The sequence below is a fragment of the Streptomyces sp. NPDC093085 genome (assembly GCF_040683935.1).
In the GTDB taxonomy this organism is placed as follows: domain Bacteria; phylum Actinomycetota; class Actinomycetes; order Streptomycetales; family Streptomycetaceae; genus Streptomyces.
This window is the reverse complement of sequence record NZ_JBFBFB010000016.1, coordinates 139,353-160,470: the sequence shown is the minus strand read 5'-3', so window position 1 is coordinate 160,470 and position 21,118 is coordinate 139,353. Positions and strand designations below refer to the sequence as shown.

At 70.8% G+C, this 21,118-nt stretch carries 16 protein-coding genes and 2 tRNA genes; 5 read left to right on the top strand and 13 right to left on the bottom strand.

Annotated elements, in window-relative coordinates:
• The first annotated feature begins 147 nt into the window (after positions 1-147).
• The 3 genes from AB0O07_RS31885 to AB0O07_RS31875 all read left to right on the top strand — a co-directional run bounded on the left by AB0O07_RS31885 (position 148) and on the right by AB0O07_RS31875 (position 1,814).
• Positions 148-372, top strand: a complete 225-nt coding sequence (locus AB0O07_RS31885) for a hypothetical protein (protein ID WP_365639913.1) — start codon at positions 148-150, stop codon at positions 370-372.
• Positions 373-535: 163 nt separating this feature from the next.
• Positions 536-742, top strand: coding sequence for a hypothetical protein (locus AB0O07_RS31880; protein ID WP_365639912.1), 207 nt, complete (start codon positions 536-538; stop codon positions 740-742).
• Positions 743-1,034: 292 nt separating this feature from the next.
• Positions 1,035-1,814, top strand: coding sequence for a class I SAM-dependent methyltransferase (locus AB0O07_RS31875; RefSeq protein WP_365639910.1), 780 nt, complete (start codon positions 1,035-1,037; stop codon positions 1,812-1,814).
• 52 nt (positions 1,815-1,866) lie between these two features.
• Here AB0O07_RS31875 and AB0O07_RS31870 read toward each other — a convergent pair whose 3' ends face one another.
• The 4 genes from AB0O07_RS31870 to AB0O07_RS31855 all read right to left on the bottom strand — a co-directional run bounded on the left by AB0O07_RS31870 (position 1,867) and on the right by AB0O07_RS31855 (position 6,894).
• Complete coding sequence (locus tag AB0O07_RS31870; protein WP_365639908.1) at positions 1,867-2,826, bottom strand: D-alanine--D-alanine ligase; 960 nt, start codon at positions 2,824-2,826, stop codon at positions 1,867-1,869.
• Between the two features lie 31 nt (positions 2,827-2,857).
• Positions 2,858-4,165: a PLP-dependent aminotransferase family protein gene (locus AB0O07_RS31865; RefSeq protein ID WP_365639906.1), complete on the bottom strand. Its 1,308-nt coding sequence runs from the start codon at positions 4,163-4,165 to the stop codon at positions 2,858-2,860.
• A 686-nt stretch (positions 4,166-4,851) separates the two neighbouring features.
• Positions 4,852-6,717, bottom strand: a complete 1,866-nt coding sequence (locus AB0O07_RS31860) for a site-specific integrase (RefSeq protein ID WP_365639903.1) — start codon at positions 6,715-6,717, stop codon at positions 4,852-4,854.
• 104 nt (positions 6,718-6,821) lie between these two features.
• Positions 6,822-6,894: transfer RNA gene (locus AB0O07_RS31855), tRNA-Ala, on the bottom strand.
• A gap of 186 nt (positions 6,895-7,080) precedes the next feature.
• Here AB0O07_RS31855 and AB0O07_RS31850 point away from each other — a divergent pair.
• Both AB0O07_RS31850 and AB0O07_RS31845 read left to right on the top strand, forming a co-directional pair.
• Positions 7,081-7,629, top strand: a complete 549-nt coding sequence (locus tag AB0O07_RS31850; RefSeq protein ID WP_365639901.1) for a DNA-binding protein — start codon at positions 7,081-7,083, stop codon at positions 7,627-7,629.
• Positions 7,630-7,790: 161 nt separating this feature from the next.
• The gene (locus AB0O07_RS31845; RefSeq protein ID WP_365639899.1) at positions 7,791-9,380 is read left to right on the top strand and encodes a serine/threonine-protein kinase; all 1,590 of its coding nucleotides are present in this window, start codon (positions 7,791-7,793) and stop codon (positions 9,378-9,380) included.
• An 85-nt stretch (positions 9,381-9,465) separates the two neighbouring features.
• On the opposite strand, the gene AB0O07_RS31840 is transcribed toward AB0O07_RS31845, so the two are convergent.
• The 9 genes from AB0O07_RS31840 to gnd form a co-directional block, all read right to left on the bottom strand.
• Positions 9,466-10,782 carry a hypothetical protein gene (locus AB0O07_RS31840; RefSeq protein WP_365639961.1) on the bottom strand — a complete coding sequence of 439 codons (1,317 nt, stop codon included), beginning with the start codon at positions 10,780-10,782 and terminating at the stop codon, positions 9,466-9,468.
• Positions 10,783-11,118: 336 nt separating this feature from the next.
• Positions 11,119-11,253, bottom strand: coding sequence for a DLW-39 family protein (locus AB0O07_RS31835; RefSeq protein WP_003958712.1), 135 nt, complete (start codon positions 11,251-11,253; stop codon positions 11,119-11,121).
• Between the two features lie 190 nt (positions 11,254-11,443).
• Positions 11,444-11,517: transfer RNA gene (locus AB0O07_RS31830), tRNA-Ile, on the bottom strand.
• Between the two features lie 60 nt (positions 11,518-11,577).
• Positions 11,578-12,273: a DUF3566 domain-containing protein gene (locus AB0O07_RS31825; RefSeq protein WP_365639897.1), complete on the bottom strand. Its 696-nt coding sequence runs from the start codon at positions 12,271-12,273 to the stop codon at positions 11,578-11,580.
• Between the two features lie 294 nt (positions 12,274-12,567).
• Positions 12,568-15,117, bottom strand: coding sequence for a DNA gyrase subunit A (gyrA, locus tag AB0O07_RS31820; RefSeq protein WP_365639959.1), 2,550 nt, complete (start codon positions 15,115-15,117; stop codon positions 12,568-12,570).
• 206 nt (positions 15,118-15,323) lie between these two features.
• Complete coding sequence (gene gyrB / locus AB0O07_RS31815) at positions 15,324-17,438, bottom strand: DNA topoisomerase (ATP-hydrolyzing) subunit B (RefSeq protein WP_365639895.1); 2,115 nt, start codon at positions 17,436-17,438, stop codon at positions 15,324-15,326.
• A gap of 810 nt (positions 17,439-18,248) precedes the next feature.
• Entirely contained in the window at positions 18,249-18,902 is a 654-nt protein-coding gene (locus AB0O07_RS31810; RefSeq protein ID WP_365639892.1) for a DciA family protein, read from the bottom strand.
• A gap of 62 nt (positions 18,903-18,964) precedes the next feature.
• Positions 18,965-20,125 (bottom strand): DNA replication/repair protein RecF, encoded by a 1,161-nt coding sequence (gene recF / locus AB0O07_RS31805; protein ID WP_365639890.1) that lies wholly within the window; start codon positions 20,123-20,125, stop codon positions 18,965-18,967.
• 54 nt (positions 20,126-20,179) lie between these two features.
• The gene (gnd, locus tag AB0O07_RS31800) at positions 20,180-21,067 is read right to left on the bottom strand and encodes a phosphogluconate dehydrogenase (NAD(+)-dependent, decarboxylating) (RefSeq protein WP_365639888.1); all 888 of its coding nucleotides are present in this window, start codon (positions 21,065-21,067) and stop codon (positions 20,180-20,182) included.
• Positions 21,068-21,118 lie beyond the last annotated feature (51 nt).

Sequence of the window (21,118 nt, the reverse complement as noted above, 5' to 3'; positions counted from 1 at the left end):
CAACAGCGCGCTTTTTCCTGCCCGTTGACCACTCTCCGGCGTTGTACTGGACAGCGCTCTCCTGTGAACGCCGCAGACGCCGAAGGCCGTCTTCGGTCTCCCCGCGGGAGATGGCCGTCGCAAGCTTCCCGACCACGAGGCACCCCTATGACGACGCGCAGCAGACAGCCCTCCACCGGCGTGTACGTGGACGCCCCGGCAATCCACCGCGAACGGCTGAGCCCTCAGCAGATTGCGGGCCACTCGTGTTGCTGGTGCGGCGCGACTCCGGACCCCCAATACCCGGTGCCGATTCTGCACGGTGCCACCCTGCTCGCCTGCGACCCGTGCGCGTCGATGTACGGCGTCCCGGCCGTGGACGCCGACCGGTGAGCGGCGAGGACTTCCCTGCCTGGCTGGACCACTGGGCCGCCGGCGACTGGGCGGACTACCGGGCCCGCGTCGGGCAGGGCGAGGGCTGCGCGAGGGCGATCGACGCTGTCGAGAGCCAACGCCGTCGCACGGCGCGGAGCGAGATGTCGCAGGAGGGTGGGCAGTGACCCGCGCGGCGGTGCCTCGCCGAGCGGGGGTGGGCGACCTCGTCCGCGACACCTCCCGGGGCTGTAGGGCCGTGCTCACCGACGTACGCGACGGTGTCCCCTACCTCCGCCGCCAGTTCGACGGCGGAGGCGCCGAGCCCTGGCCCACGGAGTGGAAGGCGGTCGAGCTGATCGCCAAGCGCGGCACCTGGGACGTTTGGTGACGGGCAGGCGCAGGGCGCCGAGCACATCCGCCCGCACGGTGGTGCTGCTCCCCCTCGGCTTCCCTCCCGGCGGGGGCTTGCGCCGCCGGAGGTTCAGGCCGGCGCGGCGTTACGGGCCGACGCCGTGCCGGTCGGAGTCTCCCGGCCGGATACGCCGGCCGACACCCGGGCCTGCGGACGGCAACCTCACCGGCCGGCCCGCAAAGCGCACCAAGACGCGCACCAAGAAGCGCACCAACCGGAGTGGCATTCCGCCCCCGGCCGTGCTGAACCCCCGACGAAGGGAATCTCCGTGACATACGACAGTGACACCTACGGCGAGCGTACGGCTGATGAGTACGACGGCCTGTACGGCGACTTCGTGCCGTCGACCGCGCAGATCCGATTATTGGCCGAACTCGCGGGCGCCACACCCGCCGTGGAGATCGGCTCCGGTACCGGGCGGGTCACGCTGCCGCTGGCCGAGCACGTTCCGGTCCTCGCGGTCGACGCGTCCAAGGAGATGACGCGGCAACTCGCGAAGAAGGTAGGTGCCCTGCCCGTCACGCCGATCACGGCGGATGCCGCCCACTATGTCGCGGACAGGCGGACGGATCTCGTGTGCGCCCTGTTCAACACCTTCTTCCTGCTGGCCTCCGAGGCAACGCAGCGGGCGTTCCTGCACAACGCCGCCCGCATGCTCACCGGCACCGGCACGCTCCTGATCGAGACGTTCGTACCGCGTCCCGGACAGCGGCTGCCCGACGGCCCGCATCCGGGGGTGTTCCCCGCGGAGGAGAGCGTGGTGGCGCTCAAGCGGCGGACCACCGACACCGTGGTGGTCTTCGCCGCCGAGAACCGCGACGAGGAGCAGGAGTTCCACTACTCCGAGGTCGTCCTGCGGGACGGGCAGCCGGTGCGGGTGCTGCCGGGTCAGATGCGCTACTGGCGGCCCGAGCAGATCGACGCGCTCGCCGGAGAGGCGGGACTGCTGCTGCGCGAGCGGTGGGAGGACTGGGAGCGCACCCCGTACGACGCGGACACCAGCGGCCGGCACATCTCGCTGTACCGGCTCGCCGGACCCGGCCAATAGCACGCGCGGGGGCCGCCGCACCCCGCCCGGGTACGGCGGCCCCCGCGTGCCATCAGGCAGACGGGCCGTGCCGGTGGGCGGCCTGGGCCGCGAGGTCGCGGCAGAAGACGCCGAAGTCGAGGCCGACAGCCGCGAGTGCCATGGGGTAGGTACTGGTCTCCGTCATCCCGGGGGCGACGTTCGTCTCCAGGACGAAGACCTCACCGGTCGCGGTGACGATCGCGTCCGTACGCGACAGATCCAGCAGTCCGAGCGCCTGGTGTGCGGCGACAGCCACCCGGGCGGCCTCCTGGGCCACCTCGGCGGAAAGGCGGGCCGGGCAGTGGAACTCGACGGCCCCGGGCGTGTAGCGGGCGGTGTAGTCGTACAGGCCGCTTCCCGCGTCGATCTCGACCGCGGGCAGCGCGCGCGGCCCGTCACCGAGATCAGCCACCCCCACGGCGATCTCCGTGCCCCTCACCCGCCGTTCGATCAGCGCTTCGTCGTGGTACGCGAAGCACGCCATCAGGGCCTGCGGGAGGTCCTGGGGCGACTCGACCCGGCTCACACCGAAGGCCGAGCCGCAGGCGCGCGGCTTGACGAACAGATCCGGTCCCAGCCGCTCGACGATCCGGCCGGTCAGCGCGGGCGCGCTCAGGTCGTGGAACGCCTGCTTCGGCAGCGTCACCGACTCCGGGGTCCGCAGCCCGGCGTCCTGGAGGATCGCCTTGGCGGTGGTCTTGTCGAACGCCGTACGGCACGCGTGCGGGCGGGCTCCGACGTAGGGCACGCCGGCCAGCTCCAGGACCTCCTTTATGGTCCCGTCCTCCCCGGCGACGCCATGCAGCACGGGGAAGACCACGCCCGGCGGGTCCTGGGCCAGGGCGGGCAGCAAATCCTTGTCGACGTCGCGGAGCTCCACCTCGACCCCGGCCCGGTGCAGCGCGTCGACCACCCTCGCCCCGGAGCGCAGTGACACCTCGCGCTCCGGTGACAGCCCCCCGGCGATGACGGTGACGTTCAGGTCGCTCATGCTCATCCGTTTCTCTGGCAAGTCGGCGGGGTCAGGAGTGGTCCGGGCCCGGTGTCTGCGGCCCGGGGCTGTGCGAACGCGCGGTGGTGCCGAAGGTCTCCCACAGCTCCAGCTCGCCGCGAACCACCCCGGCCAGGGTCCGCACGCCCTCGATGATCCGCGCGGGCGGCGGATAGCAGTACGACAGGCGCATGGTCCGCTGCCCGGCGCCGTCGGCGTAGAAGCCGGTCCCCGGCACATAGGCCACTCTGTTCTGGACAGCGCGAGGCAGCATGGCCTTCGAGTCCAGCCCCTCCGGCAGCGTCACCCACACGAAGAAGCCTCCACCCGGCCGCGTCCACGACACCCCGGCCGGCATGTGCTCCTCCAGGGCGCCGAGCATCGCGTCACGCCGCTCCCGGTACATCTCCCGGAAGGCTTTCAGCTGCTCCTGCCACGGCTGGGTGCGCAGGTACCGGTCCACGGCCATCTGGGCGAAGGCAGAGTGGGAGAGCATCGCGCTCTCGGCGGCCAGCACCAGCTTGTCCCGCACCGCGGACGGCGCCAGGGCCCAGCCGACCCGCAGGCCCGGGGCCAGGGTCTTGGAGAACGACCCCAGGTAGACGACATCCGCAGGGGCATCCGCGCGCAGAGCCCGCATCGGCTCGCCCTCCAGGTGCAGCAGCCCGTAAGGGTTGTCCTCCAGCACCAGCACCCCGGCCCGCCTGCACACCTCCAGAACCCGTAGCCGCCGTTCTGCAACCAGCGTGACCCCCGCCGGATTCTGATAGGTCGGCACGGTATAGAACAGCTTCGCCGCCCGCCCGGCGCGCTCCAGCCGGGCGAACGTCTCCGCCAGGGCTTCGGGGAGCACGCCCTGCTCGTCCATGTCGACGTGGACGGCGCGGGCCTGGTACGCGGCGAACGTCCCCAGCGCGGTGACGTACGTCGGGCCCTCGGTGACCACCGTGTCGCCCGGATCGAGGAACACCCGCGCGACCAGGTCCAGCGCCTGCTGCGAGCCGACGGTGACCACCACGTCATCCGGGCGCGCGTCGATGCCCTCGGCCGCCATCACCGTGCAGATCGTCTCCCGCAGACTCGGATCCCCCTGAGCGGACCCGTACTGCAAGGCAACCGCCCCGCGCTCCGCCACCAGGTCGGCCATCATCGCCGCGACGGCATCCATGGGCAGAGCGGACACATTCGGCATCCCGCCCGCCAGTGACACGACCTCCGGCCGCGACGCCACCGCGAACAGCGCCCGCACCTCACTCGCGACCATCCCCTCGGCCCGCTGCGCATAGTGGCCGAGCCAAGGATCAACCCGTGACCCCCGGGATGGTTCATCAGACCGCATCCGTCCGCTCCCTGTCCGTAAACACCAGGGCCACCGACACTACTGGTCCCGCACCGGGCAGCGTTGCGCAACCGGCCGTTGGGGACCAGCCATCCTCGGCATCGCCCGGATGCACAGCCTCGCCCTCGCCTGATACACGAGCGGCCCGCACGACGGCCAACGGCGCCCGAAAAGACCTGGAGATCCTTTACGGGACAGACCTGAAGCAGGTTCGCGGTCACCGTGGCCATCCGAGCCAGACACGAGGCTGAAGAGTCCCAAGCTCAGATCCTGACAAGGACCCGGGCAGCGATCGCGGCAGGCTGTCACCCCTCAGCCTCTGGTGACGAGGCCGGGCTCGGGTGTCACTCGGGTTCAACTACGGTCCGAGGAGCGAACACGTTCGAGCTCATACCTCAGCCCGTAGCTTCTGGCGAACGCCTCCCGCGCAACTGCGGCACGTTCTGTGGTAGGGAGCGCGCCGTCCCCGGATGGCGACCTGTAGTTCGCTGTGTTCTCCGGAGAGTACGGCGAGGTGGGCCCGTGTAACTCGCGCAAGCTACGTGAGGCCGCGACTCGGCGAAACCAGTGCGGCGCTGCACGGCGGCACCTCGGCAGAGCCACTGAGTATCGCCCGGGGAGGGAGGCTGTCTCCCACCCCCGACTCACTCGTTACGGTGGAACACCCTTCGGGGGGTGGCACGGTGTCATGCCTGTGTACCAGCTAGGTCAGCGTTCCGGTTCTTGACGCACACCTCCAGAGCCTCCCCCCGGGCCCGCTCAAAAGCCCTGGAGACAGCCGACCTGTTGATGCCCCGGGCGTGCGCCTCCATGGCGCCGTGGCGGGACTCGGTCCGGAATTCCGCGGACCGCGTGGTGAAGCCGTCGTGCTCGAACTCCCACCTCCACCGGCCGCTCACCGGAAGCGGCTCGTACGTCAGGGTGCCGTCCGCTTCGTACGACGCCAGGGCGGAGTACACGAATTGCCGCTCCGGCATCCGGGTCCAGACGGGCCCTCCGCCGGGCCGGCGTTCGCGTTCCTCCGGGGCAAGGGCTCCGTGACGGGCGATCTTCTCCTCGGGCCAGCCGTCCGCCCGCATGGCCGCGCTCTCCTCCTCGTGGTCGTCGTTCCACTGATCGACGACATCCTGTGCGTGCCGGCGGTCCGCGAACGGCACCTCCCGGCCTCCCAGGGTGATGACGAAGACCGGGCCGTTCCCGTGCTCCACGAAGTCCTCCTGCGGTGTGTCGCCAGCGTCCTTCCAACTCTCCTGAGCCAGTCCTGAGGGCTGACGGGGGACCCGGGGGAGTCCGTCCGTCGCGGAGGCAAGGCCGGAGTCCGCCAGGAAACCGGGCAACGGAGCGGTCGGGTCCATGGCCCATTCGACGGCGGCCACGACTTCATCGTCCAAGGCGTCAAGGAGGTGCCCGTAGCGGTCCACGGTGGTCGTGATGGACTCATGGCCGAGCCGCCCCTGGATGGCCGGCAGCGGCACCTTGGCGGCGATCAGCCACGACGCGTGGGAGTGACGGAGGTCATGGATGCGCGGTCGCTTGATGAGGCCGTACCTCTCGGCGGCCAGCTCGATCGCCGGTATCCACCGCAAGCGGCGGAAAGTGCCGGGGTCCCACTTGCCCCCTTCGGGGCCGGTGAAGATCAGGGCGTCCTGGGCCAAGCCCTTGGCGCGACGCCGGAGCATTCGGTCCAGCTTGTGCGTGATGACGGCCGTACGGCGCGACTTCTTGGTCTTCGGGGCGCCGAGCACGGACTTGCCGTCCTCGTCCTTCTTCCAGGCCCTCTGCACCCGGATGGCGGGGCGCCCGTTGCGCCGCCGGAGATCGCGGGGCTGGAGAGCGGTGGCCTCGCCCCACCGGAAGCCGGTCTCCGCCATGGTCTCGGCAAGGTCTTTGGCGTCATCGCGAAGGCATGCGTAGATCCAGGCCCACTCGTCGCGTTCGAGGAAGACCATCTCCTCCTCGTCCTCGGCTCCGTCGAGCCGAGGCAGCCGGGTCTTCGCGCACGGATTGGCCGCCCGCAGCGACGGTTCCGCGTCCACAGCCGACTGAAGGATCGCACTGAGAAGGCCGTGCTTGTTGTGCACAGTCTTCGGCGCGTACGCGGTCCGGGGCTTCCGGTCACGCGGGTCGAGCGGAGCGAGGCGTCCGGCTTCAAGGTCGTTGACCCACTCCTGAACCATGGTGCGGACGATGCCGCCCTCGCCGCCCTCCACGGAGTACGGCCCGAACCACGGGGCCATGTTCTCCCGTATTTCCTTTTTGTACTTGCTACGCGTATCACCCTGAATGCCGGTGAGCCGGTCGACGTAGGCGAGCGCGAACGGCTCGAACATTACGTCCGCACGCCGCCGATCGACGACAAACCCCTGACCGCGGGTCCACCCCGGGGGCCACTGCTGGCCGTGGCCGTTCACCAGATCACGGAAGCGCTCGGCGGCTGCCTCGCCCTCGAAAACCTCGGACTCCTGCTTGCCGCCACGAACTCCGCCGGCCCTCCACATGACCGTGAAGCTGGCCGATCCGTCACGCTTGTCCCGCTTCTTGATGTACGCCACGTGGGGAAACGTAAATCAGATCGGTGCTGACACGGTGCTGACGTTATGAACACAGAGAGGTCCCCTGACCGGCGTTTCCGCTGGTCAGGGGACCTCTATTGATGTGGAGCCTAGGAGAGTCGAACTCCTGACATCTGCCATGCAAAGACAGCGCTCTACCAACTGAGCTAAGGCCCCGGGGAAGACGGGTACGCCGACCAGTGGAGATCGGATCCCCCCATCACCGGAAACCAGAGTACCGGGTGTTCCGGGGGATCCCGCAAAACGATGGGGGCTCCCCGTGTGCGACCACGCTCCGTAAGATGCCCCACGAGGTTCGCAGCAGCGAAGCCGCCGCATTGGGGAAGCGATGGGGAGACGCGTATGGATGCCGCACAGCAGGAATCGACGGCCAGAGCCAGAGAGCTGCAGAGAAGCTGGTACGGGGAGCCTCTGGGGGCGCTCTTCCGCCGCCTCATCGATGACCTGGGGCTGAACCAGGCGCGGCTCGCCGCTGTGCTGGGGCTGTCGGCTCCCATGCTGTCGCAGTTGATGAGCGGCCAGCGCGCGAAGATCGGCAACCCCGCCGTCGTCCAGCGGGTCCAGGCGCTCCAGGATCTGGCGGGGCAGGTGGCGGACGGCAGCGTCAGCGCCGGGGAGGCCACCGACCGGATGGAGGAGATCAAGAAGTCCCAGGGCGGCTCCGTCCTGACCGGCACCAGCCAGACGACGAACAGCACGGGCGCGCCCACCGTGCGCCGGGTCGTGCGCGAGATCCAGTCCCTGCTGCGCTCGGTCGCCGCGGCCGGCGACATCATAGACGCGGCGGACTCCCTCGCACCGACCCAGCCCGAACTGGCAGAGTTCCTCCGGGTCTACGGTGCCGGGCGTACCGCCGACGCGATCGCGCACTACGAGGCGCACCAGAGTTAGGCGTCGGGACGTCCGGCGGGGACGTCCGACGGGACGCCTGGCAGGGTTTCCCGGCAGGAACGTCCGGCGGGGGCGTCCGGCGGGGAAGCCCGGCGGGGGCGTTCGCCGGGAACAGCAGGACTTACAGGGCAATCGGGACTACGGGGAGCGGGCGCTGCGCCATGGGTGAGGTCTTCGCGGGGCGGTACGAGCTGATCGACCCGATCGGCCGCGGCGGGGTGGGTGCCGTCTGGCGCGCCTGGGACCACCGGCGACGGCGGTACGTGGCGGCCAAGGTCCTCCAGCAGAGCGACGCCCACACCCTGCTGCGGTTCGTCCGCGAGCAGGCGCTCCGGATCGACCACCCGCATGTCCTCGCCCCGGCGAGCTGGGCCGCGGACGACGACAAGGTGCTGTTCACCATGGACCTGGTGACCGGCGGGTCGCTGGCGCATGTCATCGGCGACTACGGCCCGCTGCCGCCCCGGTTCGTCTGCACCCTGCTCGACCAACTGCTGGCCGCCCTCGCCGCGGTGCACGCGGAGGGCGTCGTGCACCGGGACATCAAACCCGCCAACATCCTGCTGGACGCCACCGGAACGGCCCGCCCGCACCTGCGCCTCTCCGACTTCGGGATCTCCATGCGCAAGGGGGAGCCGCGCCTCACGGAGACCAACTACGTGGTGGGGACGCCGGGTTACTTCGCGCCCGAGCAGATGATGGGCGCGGAGCCCGACTTCCCCGCCGACCTCTTCGCGGTCGGCCTCGTCGCGCTCTATCTGCTCCAGGGCCAGAAACCCGACTCCAAGGCGCTCGTCGAGCACTTCGCGGCCCACGGCACCCCGGGGGCGCCCCAGGGCATCCCCGAGCCCCTCTGGCAGGTTCTGGCGGGGCTCGTCCAGACGGACCCGGACGCCCGGTTCCGTACGGCCACGGGCGCGCGCAAGGCGCTGGCGGCGGCCGTCGATCTCCTCCCCGAGGGCGGGGAGGACGAGGAGCCGGTCGAGATCTTCGACCAGATCGGGCCGCTGCCGGACGGGTTCGGCCCGTCCGGCCCCGTACGGAAGCCCGCGCCATCACCCGCGCCCGCCCCCACGGCCGCGCCCGCCGAAGCGGGGGCCGCGTCCGTGCCCGTATCGGGGGACCCGTCCGCGCCCGTACCGGCTCCTGAGCCGACCCCCACGCCGACACCCACCCCTGCCCCCGCCTCCACCCCCGGGGCGGAGGCCGCGGCTCCGGGGACGGCCGCCGGCCCGCACACGCCGCCCCCGACCGACATGCCGACCGCCATGTCGGAGACGGGGAGCTTCCACCTTCCCCCGCCACCGGCCCAGCAGCAGGCCCCTCAGACGCCCCAAGCCGCTCAGGCGCCCTATGCATCCCCTGCACCACAGGCACCTCACGCGCCCCGGATATCTCCGTCGCAGCCCCTGCCGGAGCCCTCCCCCCAGCCGCTGCCCCAGCCGTTCCCGCAAGGCGCCCCGCTCTCGCCCGCCGAACTCGCCCAGGCCGAGACCTCGGCCGTACGGCAGGAGTACTCGCTCACCCGGCCCTACACCCAGCAGACCCCCGGGACCCCCCGGACCCCCCAGGCGCCTCAGCCCCACCCGCACCAGGGCCACGACCAGCACGAGGGGCACCCGGCGCACCGTACCGTCGCGCACCACGCGCCCCGGAGACGGCCGGGACCGCCCCCCAAGGTGGCGATCCCGGTCCTGCTGCTGGCCCTGGCCTGCTTCGCGGTCGGCTTCTGGGCCCTCACCCAGATCTGACCCGGGGCTCAGAGGCGCACTCCGCCCCCGCCTCCGCCACGCCCCTGCTCACGCCCGCGCGTCACGCCTCCGCCCACGCCTCCGCTCACGCCCGCGCGCCCCGCCGCCGCGCCAGCAGCGTCCACACGCCGAGCCCGGCCAGCAGCACCGTGCCCGTGCCGATCCCGCCCGCCGCGACCAGGGCCATCGTGTCGCCGCGCGCCGTGTCCGCCACCGCATCGCCGCTGCCGGCCGCGTCCCGGTCGTCGTCGGTCACGGAGAACACCCCCGCGGGTCCGTCGTACCCGGGGGCGGCCTTCGGCGTCCCCTTGATGTTGACGCGGAGCGTCAGCCCGTACGGCTTCTGCCCGAACTTCTCGCCCACCTCGGGGCTGAGTCCGACCTTCAGGTAGTACCAGCCCGCGAACCGCATCTCCCGGTCGCCCGACCGGTTGGCGAAGCGGTTCTCGTAGGCCACCGGCGGCAACGGGTCCAGCGCGGTGCTCTTCTGCTTGCCGTCGTACGCGGCGAGGCTGCCGCTGTCGACGAAGCCGAGCGCCGGGTTGTACAGCGCCAGGGAGAGCGCGCCGCTCACGTACCCCTGCCCGTCCGAGCTGCCGATGTCGGCGCTGGCGAAGAGCTGCTGGCCCCAGTCGACGGGCACCCGGTAGAAGACCGAGGCACCCGGTTCGATCTTCGTCGTCCACTCGCCCGGCTCCACCCCCTTGGCCTCGGCGAAACCGCTGCCGCCCGCCCGCTCGCGCACCGGGCCCGTGACGGGCTCGGGGGAGGCGCTCGGCCACTGCGAGGGGGCCTGGGTCGGGCCGGTCTCCGTGAGCCCCGGTTCGACGAGATGCCGGAGCTCCACCGCCCAGGGCGCGGCCGAGGAGCCCTTCGCCACGTCGCTGGTCCGCTCGACGACGACGTAGTACGTCCCCGTCTCCTGGCAGGTGGGCGACCCCTCCTTGAGCTGCCGGTAGGCGTAGGCGGCCAGCGGCCTGGCGTACTGCCCCTGCGACCCGAAATTCGCGTAGTTCGAGGAGCAGTTGGTGCCCTCCCGGTTCTGGACGGTGACCTCGATCTTGTCCCCGTAGGCCACCTTCGTCCCGGGTTCGGGCACGGCGACCGCCGAGACGTAGTCGCTCGTGCGCTTCGGGATGTCCAGCCGGTAGAAGCGCTTCTCGCCCGGTTCGATGGTGTCGCGGTACGGGCCCTCCGTGTCCAGCGGGGGCGCCTCGCTGGTGGTGGTCGCGCCGGTGACGCTCCGCGCGCCGGGGTCGAAGGCGTACGGGGCCGGGTCTCCCGCCGCTGCCCAGGCCGGCCCGGGCAGCGCCATCCCCACGCCGAGGGCCGCCGCCACGCACATCGCGGATGCCGCGGCCGACACCGCCCGCGCCCTGCCGCCCCTGCCGCTCTGCCCCATCACGTCCTGCTCCCCCTGCCCGTGGCCGCCCGGGTGCCGGTGGCACCCGTACGCCCGTATGACCGCGCGTCCGTATGACCGTATGCCTGCACGACGGTGTGCCTGTGTGGCCGTATGCCTGTGTACCTGTACGTCCGTATGCCCGATGCCCGCGTCTCCGCGCACACAGGGACCCGTACCGCCTGCGAGGGACCATCCTGCCCCGCCGCCCGCGCCCCTGTCTGCCCACCCCGTACGCACACGACAACCGCAGACGACCACGCACCCCGCCCGCCCCCGGGCAGCACGAAGCCCCGGCCGCTCAGCGACCGGGGCTCGCCTCAGGACTGCCGCGTCTCACACACCCGAACCTGCGGGCACGGAGTCGGTCGCCTCCGTCCACAGATCCTGCTCGGCGCGGTCCGCCTGGATCTGGCGGTACACGAGGAGCCCGCCGATGGCGGCCAGTGCGACCAGGAGAAGCTTCTTCACCGCGCGACCTCGTCTTTCCTTGACGTAAGGGACTACTGGCGCCCGACTATACACACCGACCGATACCGTTCGGTGACCTGTCCGCGCCTCAACTACCGTCTTCTGCCGCGTGAACCATGCGTGAATCACGTAGGGGCGACGCATGAACCAAAGGCCCCCAGCCGTCAAACGGCTGGGGGCCTTCACGCGGTGGGGCTAACAGGATTTGAACCTGTGGCCTCATCCTTATCAGGGATGCGCTCTAACCAACTGAGCTATAGCCCCGCGCTGCCCCTGAAGATTAGCGCACTTCAGGGCCAGCCCCAAAATCGGTAAACCCCGTGGTCACTCGTCCTCGGCGAGCGTCAGCTCGACGCCGCCCACGAAGCCCGCGGAGAGGTTGTAGATGAAGGCCCCGAGCGTGGCGAGCGCGGTGGCGAGCACCACGTCGATCGCGGCGATGACCGAGGTGAAGAGGAGCACGCGCGGCAGCGACAGGAACGACTGGAGGTCGAACCCGTTGCTCTCGTTGGACCCCGTCGCCTCACTGATCGTGCCGCCGACGGTCGAGAAGACGCCCATCGCGTCCATGACCATCCACAGCACCGCCGCCGCCACGATCGTGCAGAGGCCGAGCGCGATCGAGAGGAGGAAACTGACCTTCATCACCGACCACGGGTCGGCCTTCGAGACCCGCAGTCGTGCCTTGCGGGTGCGCGGGGTGGTGCGCGCCCCCGTCCTCGGCAGGCGTACGGCCGCTGTCGCTGCGGCGCCCGGGCCGGCCGGCGGGGCGGCGGTCGGGGCGCCACCGGCTGCTGCGGCGGCGGGGGGGACAGATGTCACGGATGCTCCCTGCTGACCCTGATGGCTCTGCTGACCCTGGTGTCCGGCCTGCGCCGGCATGGGGCCCGTTCCGGCTTGCGTGGCCCCGCCGCCCGGAGACGGATACGCCTGCGGCGGGTGGTACGGCTGGGCGGCCGGCTGCGGCTGCCCAGCACCGTAAGTCTCGTACGGGGACTTCTCGCCCCGAGTGTCGGTCACCGTAACTCCCTGGGAGTCGGCGGTGGAGCCACGGGCGCCGTTCCCGCCGGCGCTCCCGGCGGGCGTACGGCCGGAGGTCCCGGCGGAGGTGCCCCCGGACGCCCCGCCGGACGGAACCCCTGAGGCCCCTCCGGCCGGAACACCGGACACCCCGCCGGGAACCCCCGACGGAACACCGGCCGTCCCGCCCGGAACACCGGCCGTCCCGCCCGGAACGCCGCCCGGCACCCCGGAGGTCCCCCCTGAGGTCCCCCCGGAAGCGGGGGATCCGGCGCCCGTGGCTCCACTCACGCGTTACTCCTCGTGCTGCCCGGCCGGGGGCCTGCTGCCCCCGGCGACCTCCGCCGCACCGGCCGCTTCGGCCCCCGGGTCCCCGTCCCCGTCGACCTCTTCGGCCTCGCGGCCCGCCTCGGCGTTGCGCGCGATGCCGACGACGGCATCCCGCTTGCCCAGGTTGATCAGTTGGACGCCCATGGTGTCACGGCCCGTCTCCCTGACTTCGTTGACTCGCGTGCGAATCACACCACCGCCGAGGGTGATCGCCAGGATCTCGTCGCTCTCCTCGACCACCAGCGCGCCGACGAGCGAACCCCGGTCCTCCACGATCTTGGCGGCCTTGATGCCGAGCCCGCCACGCCCCTGGACGCGGTACTCGTCCACGGCCGTCCGCTTCGCGTACCCGCCGTCCGTGGCGGTGAAGACGAACGTACCGGGCCGGACGACATTCATCGAGAGGAGCTCGTCGCCCTCGCGGAAACTCATCCCCTTCACCCCGGACGTGGCGCGCCCCATCGGCCGCAGCGTGTCGTCCGTCGCCGTGAACCGGATCGACTGCGCCTTCCTGCTGATGAGCAGCAGGTCGTCGGCGGCCGACACCAGCTCGGCGCCGATCAGCTCGTCGTCAGCGCCCGCGTCGGTCTCCCGCAGGTTGATCGCGATGACACCGCCCGAGCGCGGGGAGTCGTAATCCTTCAGCGGGGTCTTCTTGACCAGGCCCGCCTTGGTCGCCAGGACCAGGTACGGGGCCGCCTCGTAATCCCGGATCGCGAGGATCTCGGCGATCTGCTCGTCCGGCTGGAACGCGAGCAGGTTGGCCACGTGCTGGCCGCGCGCGTCCCGTCCGGCGTCCGGCAGCTCGTACGCCTTCGCCCGGTAGACCCGGCCCTTGTTGGTGAAGAACAGCAGCCAGTGGTGGGTCGTGGAGACGAAGAAGTGGTCGACGATGTCGTCCTCCTTCAGCTTCGTCCCGCGTACGCCCTTGCCGCCGCGCTTCTGCGAGCGGTAGTCGTCCGTCTTCGTCCGCTTGACGTAGCCGCCCCGCGTGATGGTGACGACGATGTCCTCCTCGGCGATCAGGTCCTCCATGGACATGTCACCGTCGAAGGGCACCAGCTTGGAGCGCCGGTCGTCGCCGAACTTCTCGACGATGACGGCCAGTTCCTCCCGTACGATCGCCCGCTGCTTCTCCGGCGAGGCCAGGATCGCGTTGTACTCGTTGATCTTCGCCTGGAGCTCGTCGTGCTCCGCGACGATCTTCTGCCGCTCCAGGGCCGCGAGCCGGCGGAGCTGCATCTCCAGGATCGCGTTCGCCTGGATGTCGTCGATCGCGAGCAGCCCCATCAGGCCGGTGCGCGCCGTCTCCACCGTGTCGCTGCGCCGGATCAACGCGATGACCTCGTCGATCGCGTCCAGCGCCTTGAGCAGCCCGCGCAGGATGTGCGCCCGCTCCTCCGCCTTGCGGAGCCGGAAGCGCGTACGGCGGACGATGACCTCGATCTGGTGGCTCACCCAGTGCCGGATGAACGCGTCCAGCGAGAGCGTCCGCGGCACCCCGTCCACCAGCGCCAGCATGTTCGCGCTGAAGTTGGTCTGGAGGTCGGTGTGCTTGTAGAGGTTGTTGAGGACGACCTTGGCGACCGCGTCCCGCTTCAGGACGACGACCAGGCGCTGTCCGGTACGGGAGGACGTCTCGTCCCGGACATCCGCGATGCCGCCGATCTTCCCGTCCTTGACCAGATCGGCGATCTTCTGAGCGAGATTGTCCGGGTTGGTCTGGTACGGCAGCTCCGTGACCACCAGGCACTGGCGGTTCTGGATCTCCTCGACCTCGACCACCGCGCGCATCGTGATCGAGCCGCGCCCCGTACGGTACGCCTCCTCGATGCCCTTACGGCCCACGACCAGTGCCCCCGAGGGGAAGTCCGGGCCCTTGATCCGCTCGATCAGCGCGTCCAGCAGCTCCTCGTACGAGGCGTCCGGGTGCTCCAGCGCCCACATCGCACCGGCCGCGACCTCGCGGAGATTGTGCGGCGGGATGTTGGTGGCCATCCCGACCGCGATCCCCGCCGAACCGTTGATCAGCAGGTTCGGGAAGCGCGCCGGCAGCACCGTCGGCTCCTGGTTGCGGCCGTCGTAGTTGTCCGTGAAGTCGACGGTCTCCTCGTCGATGTCCCGGAGCATCTCCATCGACAGCGGCATCAGCTTGCACTCGGTGTACCGCATCGCGGCGGCCGGGTCGTTCCCCGGCGAACCGAAGTTCCCGTTGGAGTCCACCAGCGGCATCCGCATCGACCACGGCTGCGCGAGGCGCACCAGCGCGTCGTAGATCGAGGAGTCGCCGTGCGGGTGGTACGTCCCCATCACGTCACCGACGACGCGGGCGCACTTGTAGAAGCCCTTCTCGGGCCGGTACCCGCCGTCGTACATCGCGTACAGCACCCGCCGGTGCACGGGCTTGAGGCCGTCCCGTACATCCGGCAGCGCACGCGAGACGATGACGGACATCGCGTAGTCGAGGTACGAGCGCTGCATCTCCGTTTCGAGCCCCACGGGCTCCACGCGCATCGCCAGCCCCTCGACCGGCTGGACCTCCTGGGCCACAGCGGCCCCGGCGGCCCCGGGGGCCCCAGGGGTCGCGGGGGCGGCGCCGTCGCCGGAGGAGCCCGGAGCGTCGGGGGTACCCGGGTTGTCGGGGGATACGGGGTTGTTCTCGTCGGCCATCGCTGGTCAGTGTTCCTTTCGGCCTTGTCGAATCCGTCAGCAGTGACCGACTAGATGTCGAGGAAGCGGACGTCCTTGGCATTGCGCTGGATGAAGGACCGCCGCGCCTCGACGTCCTCGCCCATCAGCACCGAGAACAGATCGTCGGCCTGGGCGGCGTCGTCCAGCGTGACCTGGCCGAGCACCCGGTGGTCGGTGTCCATCGTGGTGACGCGCAGCTCCTCGGCGTTCATCTCGCCCAGCCCCTTGAAGCGCTGGATCGAGTCCTCCTTGATCCGCTTCCCGTTCTGCTTGCCCAGCTCCACCAGCGCGTCGCGCTCCCGGTCGGAGTAGGCGTACTCGTGGTCGTCCCGGCCCCACTTGATCTTGTAGAGCGGCGGGCGGGAGAGATAGACGTGCCCGGCCTCGACCAGCGGACGCATGAAACGGAAGAGGAACGTCAGCAGCAGCGTGTTGATGTGCTGCCCGTCGACATCGGCGTCCGCCATCAGAATGATCTTGTGATAGCGGAGCTTCTCGATGTCGAAGTCCTCGTGCACCCCGGTGCCGAACGCCGAGATCAGCGCCTGCACCTCGGTGTTCTGGAGGATCTTGTCGATCCGCGCCTTCTCGACGTTGAGGATCTTGCCCCGGATCGGCAGGATCGCCTGGTACATCGGGTTGCGGCCGGACTTCGCCGAACCACCGGCGGAGTCGCCCTCGACGATGAAGATCTCGCACTTGGACGGGTCGTTCGACTGGCAGTCGCTCAGCTTGCCCGGCAGCGAAGCGCTCTCCAGCAGCCCCTTACGGCGCGTCAGATCCCGCGCCTTGCGCGCCGCGACCCGCGCCGTCGCCGCCTGGATCCCCTTGCGGATGATGTCCGCCGCCTCGACCGGGTTACGGTCGAACCAGTCCGTCAGATGCTCGTGGACGATCTTCTGGACGAAGGTCTTCGCCTCCGTGTTCCCCAGCTTCGTCTTCGTCTGCCCCTCGAACTGCGGCTCGCCCAGCTTCACCGAGATGATCGCCGTCAGACCCTCGCGGATGTCCTCGCCCGCCAGGTTGTCGTCCTTCTCGCGCAGCAGCTTCTTCTCCCGCGCGTACCGGTTGACCAGCCCGGTCAGCGCCGCGCGGAAGCCCTCCTCGTGCGTACCGCCCTCATGCGTGTGGATCGTGTTCGCGAACGAGTAGACCCCCTCGCTGTACTGGGCGTTCCACTGCATCGCGATCTCGACCGAGAGCAGCCGCTCCTTGTCCTCGGCCTCGATGTCGATGACCGTCGGATGGATCAGCTCGCCCTTCCGCGAGTTCAGGTACTTCACGAAGTCGACGATGCCGCCCTCGTAGAAGTACGTGACCGAGCGGGCCGGCGGCTCCTCGTCCCGGCTCTCCACCGCGTCCGTACCCGCGACGTCCGCGCCCACGACCGCCTTCGCCGCCGCGCGCTCGTCCGTCAGCTTCAGCGTCAGGCCCTTGTTGAGGAAGGCCATCTCCTGGAAGCGCCGCGACAGCGTCTCGAAGGAGTAGTCGGTCGTCTCGAAGACATCCGGGTCGGCCCAGAACGTCACCGACGTACCCGTCTCGGACGTCGCCTCGTTACGGGCCAGCGGCGCCGTCGGCACACCGAGCTTGTAATCCTGCGTCCAGCGGTAACCGTCCGTCTTGACCTCGACCGCGACCTTCGTCGACAGCGCGTTGACGACGGAGACGCCCACGCCGTGCAGACCACCGGAGACGGCGTACCCGCCACCGCCGAACTTGCCGCCCGCGTGCAGCACCGTCAGGACGACCTCGACGGCCGGCTTGTTCTCCGACGGCACGATGCCCACCGGGATACCACGGCCGTTGTCGATCACCCGGACCCCGCCGTCTGCGAGGATCGTGACGTCGATGGAGTCGGCGTAGCCGGCCATCGCCTCGTCGACCGCGTTGTCGACGACCTCCTGCACAAGGTGGTGGAGCCCGCGCTCACCGGTCGAGCCGATGTACATGCCGGGCCGCTTGCGGACCGCGTCCAGGCCCTCCAGGACGGTGATGGCACTGGCGTCGTACGCGGTGGTCACCTCGCCCTTCTCATCGGCCGGACCGGACTCGGGGGAGCCGGGCGCACCGGTGGAGACGGACGGGGTCTTCTCATTGGGGTTGCCGGAATCGGCCACGAAGCGCCCTTTCTGGCACAGCACAGGCCGTTCTCCGAGCGACCGGGAGCGGGCTGCGTCGTTCGACTTGTGTCAGCATCTGTAGACGGTTCCCGCAAGCGCCGCGGGATTTTCCATCAGTCTACCGGTAGCGCCGACCCGAATGGGGGTTTGCCGGTACCTGAGTCCGCATGTGCCGCCCTGGACGAGCGGCCTCCGACTCCCCATATTCGGGAAGGGGCTCCAAGAGGCTCACAGCGGCATTGAGCGCTTCGGCCTGTCAACCCCCGGCTACCGTCCGGGACGCCCCAGCCTCCCCAGCCGTTTCCCCAGGTCACAGCGGTATACGAGGGTACGGACGGGGTACGGGCGAGGACCTGCCGGCGAACGGCCGCCACGGGACGGCGAACGGACCCTCCCCCCGGGCAGGAAGACGCCCGCACACAAAGACCGGTGCCACCCACGGGGTGCGCTCCGTCACGTACCCGCGAAGCCCCCGGAAGCGCACCGCGAAGGCCGCCGCGGGGGAGCCGCACGGGAACGGTACGGGGACGACGCGCACCCCGGGCCGGGGCACGGGACGCCGAGCGCGGGGGTACGACGCAGGCGGGCTCACGCGGAGCCCCGGCGAGCGCCGGGCGCGCGGCGGGGCGCGGAGTCCCCGGAGTCAGGGGCCCGTGGAGCGGGGCGTTCCGGAGCGGGCGCACGTCAGCCGCACGCGGGAGTACGCGGGGTACGCGGGCGGGGGCCCGTCCGCTGGAGCGCGCGGGCCCACGGGCTCGCGGCGCGGCGCGTCCGGGGTGCGCGGCGCGCCAGGGGCACGTAACGCGACGCCGTACGCGCGCGGGGCGCGCCTCAGCCGTACGTGTCGCCCGGACCCGAGGAGCCCGGCGCCCGGAGGGGGCCGTACCGCTGGGCCGGGCCCCCCGGCCCCAGCACCTTGATCATCCGTACCGTGCCCTGCCCCAGGTCCTCGTTGAGCCGGGCCACCAGACGGGGCGCCAGCAGCCGTAGCTGGGTCGCCCAGACCGTCGAGTCGCACTGCACCGTCAGCACCCGGGCGTCCTCGGCGTCGTCGTACCGCTGCGGCACACAGTGCTTCGCCAGATCCTCACCGACGATCTGCGGCCACCGGCCCATCACCCCGCCCACGGCGGCCGGCGTCTCCCAGCCGCGCTCCGTGATCAGCCGGTTGATCGCCGCACCCAGCGGCAGCGGGTCGCGGCCATCGGCCCGCGCCCCCGACCGGAGCCCGCCACCCCGTCTGGCCTGCTTCTTCTGCTGTACGGCGGTCCCCCGCGCCCGGGCCTGCTCCTTCGCCGCCCGCAGCGCCACCCGCGCCAGATCCACCCCGGACGCCTCGGGCACCGGGACACCGGCGGGCCCGGCCGGGACCCCGGAGCGGGTCCCGGCCCCGGACGGCTCGGGCAGCTCCGAGGGCCGCCCCACGCCTCCCGCCGACCTCGAAGACCCAGCAGCCCCGGCAGCCCCAGCAGCACCGGAAGGCATGGCAGACCCCAAGGGCCCCGGCAGCCCCGAAAGCCCCGAAGCCCCCGGTGTTCCCAACGGACTCATACGCGCTCCACCGCACCCTCGGCCACCGTGAACCGCGCACCCGCCAGCACACCCGGCACATCGTCGTCCACCGCAGCCGTCACCAGCACCTGCTCCCCCGGAACCACCAGCTCCGCCAGCCGCTCCCGGCGCCGCGCGTCCAGCTCGGCGAAGACGTCGTCCAGCACCAGCACCGGCTCATTGCCCTCCGCGCGGAGCAGATCGTACGAGGCCAGCCGGAGCGCCAGCGCGTACGACCAGGACTCGCCGTGGCTCGCGTACCCCTTCGCCGGCAGCCGCCCCAGCTTCAGCACCAGGTCGTCCCGGTGCGGGCCCACCAGCGTCACACCCCGCTCGATCTCCTGCTTCCGCACCTCGCCCAGCGCCGCCAGCAGCACCCCGTACAACTCCTCCCGCGAGGCCCCCGCCCCCGGATCACCGGGACCGGTGCCCCCCTCGGCGCCCTGGCCCGCGGCGGAGGAACGGTACTCCAGCGCGACCGGACCGCCCCCGGGCGCCAACTGCTCGTACGCCTTGTCGGCCAGCGGCTGCAATGTCGCGATCAGATCCGCCCGCTGCGCCAGCACCTCCGCCCCCGCCCGCGCCAGATGCTGGTCCCACACATCCAGCGTGGAGAGATCCATCCCGCGCCCGCCGTGCCGCCGCGCCATCGCCGCCGACTTCAGCAGCGTGTTCCGCTGCCGCAGCACCCGGTCGTAATCCGACCGCACCCCCGCCATCCGCGGCACCCGCGCCGTGACCAGCTCGTCCAGAAACCGGCGGCGCTCCCCCGGATCGCCCTTCACCAGGGCCAGATCCTCCGGCGCGAAGAGCACCGTCCGTACGATCCCCACCACATCCCGGGGCCTGACCTGCGAGGACCGGTTGATCCTGGCCCGGTTCGCCCGCCCGGGGTTCAGTTCGAGCTCCACGAGCTGCGACCGCTCGCCCTGGGTCACCGCCGCCCGGATCACCGCGCGCTCCGCGCCCATCCGCACCAGCGGCGCGTCCGAGGAGACCCGGTGGCTGCCGAGCGTGGCCAGATAGCCGACCGCCTCGACCAGATTCGTCTTCCCCTGCCCGTTCGCCCCCACGAACGCGGTGACGCCCGGGTCGAGGCCCACCTCGACCCGGGCGTAGGACCGGAAGTCCGCCAGCGACAGATGTGTCACATGCATAGCGGTGCGCGGACCTCCCCCGGTGCCACGGTCACTTCTCGCACTTCTTGTCGGCTACTTCTTCTCGTCGGACGACTCGACGGCATGGCCGCCGAACTGGTTGCGCAGCGCAGCGACCATCTTCATCTGCGGCGAGTCCTCCTGGCGCGAGGCGAACCGCGCGAAGAGCGACGCGGTGATCGCGGGCAGCGGCACCGCGTGGTCGATGGCCGCCTCGACCGTCCAGCGCCCCTCGCCCGAGTCCTCCGCGTACCCCTTCAACTGCTCCAGGTGCTCGTCCTGGTCGAGCGCGTTGACCGCCAGGTCCAGCAGCCAGGAACGGATGACGGTGCCCTCCTGCCAGGAGCGGAAGACCTCCCGTACGTCCGTGACGGAACCGGCCTTCTCCAGCAGCTCCCAGCCCTCGGCGTACGCCTGCATCATGGCGTACTCGATGCCGTTGTGGACCATCTTCGCGAAGTGCCCCGCGCCGACCTTGCCCGCGTGCACCGAGCCGAAGTTCCCCTCCGGCTTCAGCGCCTCGAAGACCGGCTCGACCTTCGCGACATGCTCCGGGTCGCCGCCGTACATCAGCGCGTACCCGTTGTCGAGGCCCCAGACGCCGCCGGAGACCCCGCAGTCCACGAAGCCGATGCCCTTGATGCCCAGCTCGACCGCGTGCTTCTCGTCGTCCGTCCAGCGGGAGTTCCCGCCGTCCACCACCACATCGCCGGGGGAGAGCAGCTCGGCCAGTTCGTCGATGGTCGCCTGCGTCGCGGCCCCGGCGGGCACCATCACCCAGACGACCCGGGGGCCCTTGAGCCGGCCGACCAGTTCCCCCAGGCTGTGGACGTCCGCGAGATCCGGATCGCGGTCGTATCCGATGACGGTGTGGCCGGCGCGGCGGATGCGCTCGCGCATGTTGCCGCCCATCTTGCCGAGACCCACAAGACCGAGCTCCATCAGGCGTTCCTTAAACATTGAGGTGATTCGTACCCGGGTCCGAGACTACGC